Here is a 1,475-nt window from a genome sequence, read left to right as displayed (position 1 = left end):
CCTTCCCGGAGCGTCTCGATCCCCAGCGGTTTCTGGAATTGGCTCAGGGATTGGTGGAAGAACTTGGGGAGGGAAGGCTTCTGGGGGTGGGGATAGGGATCTCCGGGTTCGTGGACGCCGCCCGGGGGATCGAACTCTATTCCCCCATCCTGGGCTGGCGGGAGGTCCCGCTGGCGGCCCCCCTCTCACAGCTGGTCGGCCTCCCGGTCTACCTGGAGAACGACGTCAACGCCCTCACCCTGGCCGAACGTTGGTACGGGGCAGGCCGGGCCTTCCGGAACTTCGTGTGTGTAACGGTGGGCGAGGGGATCGGCGCCGGGGTGGTGATTGGAGGCGAGCTATACCGGGGCGCCGCCGGCGGGGCGGGGGAGCTGGGCCACACTACCATCAACCCGGATGGCCCCCGCTGCCGCTGCGGGGAACGCGGGTGTCTAGAGGTCTACGCCTCCGATCGGTTCCTCCTCTCGCAGGCGAAGGCCTTGGGTTACGAAAGCATCGAGGAGCTGGCCGCGGTGGCCCGGGACGGGGACCGGGCGGCCCAGGCGGTGTTCACCGAAATGGGGCGGGCGCTAGGGATCGGGGTCAAGAACCTGGTGAACCTCCTGAATCCGGAGGCGGTGGTGCTGGGCGGGGAGCGCCTCGACGCCGCTGACCTGTTCCTCCCCGCGTTCGAGGAACAGGTGCGGCGGCACTCCTTCCCCAAGGAGGCGGAGGACCTGGTCATCGTGCCGGCGGAGCTGGGGGAGGAAGGGTTCTTGATCGGGGCCGCCACGCTGGCGGTGCGGGAGTTCTTCCGGCTTCCGGCAGAAGGGATCACGGTATGAAACTGAACCTGTCCTTCGATGAAGAAGGCCGGCCCTACATTAGGCTCGGGGACGAGCCGTTCATGTTGAAGTTGGAGCCCCGCCTGCCGAAGGCTCCGGAGGGGCTCGCGGCCGGAGGTTGGGAGCGGGAAGCGGGCCGGGACGACTGGGGGGAGTTCACTTCCTGGCGGCGGGTCTACTTGCAGGGTGCCGAACCGCTTCTCTCCTTCACCCTCAGGGACTACGGGGAGGCAATCTGGTTGGAGGTGGAGCTCCTGCAGGCCGTTTCCGGCCTTAAGACCACGGATTCGTTCGCCGAGCCCTGTATCTATGCCCCGGCGTTCTCCTTCCCCGCGGAGCGCGAGTTCCTGGCGGTCACCTATGGGCTGGATGGATCTGGCGGTGGTTACCCTGGGGGCTATTGGCCCACCGCCGTCCTGGGCCGGGGGCCGGGGGAGCTCCCTGCCCAGGCGTTGGCCCCGCTGGTCCTCTATTCCCAGACCGGGGCGCTGGCCATCGCCCCGGCGAACTGGTTCCTCACCAGCGCCCTGGCACGGATCCCGGGCGGGGTGGCCCGGGGGCTGCACGGGTCGGTGGGGGAGCTGCCCGCTGGCTTCAAGCTGGCCACCCTCATCGCTTTGGGGGACGAGCCCTTCTCCGCCCTGCGGGTGC

2 protein-coding genes are annotated in these 1,475 nt (G+C 68.7%); both read left to right on the top strand.

The window, feature by feature from the left end:
• Positions 1–824 (top strand): ROK family protein (locus J7J33_00450; protein MCD6167767.1); only part of this gene is annotated, 824 nt, incomplete at its 5' end.
• Positions 821–1,475: hypothetical protein (locus tag J7J33_00445; GenBank protein MCD6167766.1), on the top strand; the 655-nt coding region annotated here is incomplete at its 3' end. The genes J7J33_00450 and J7J33_00445, both read left to right, overlap by 4 nt.

The sequence above is a fragment of the Caldisericia bacterium genome (genome assembly GCA_021158845.1).
Lineage (GTDB): Bacteria > Caldisericota > Caldisericia > B22-G15 > B22-G15 > B22-G15.
The sequence above is the reverse complement of the archived record's forward strand: the minus strand, read 5'-3'. Positions and strand labels throughout refer to the sequence as shown.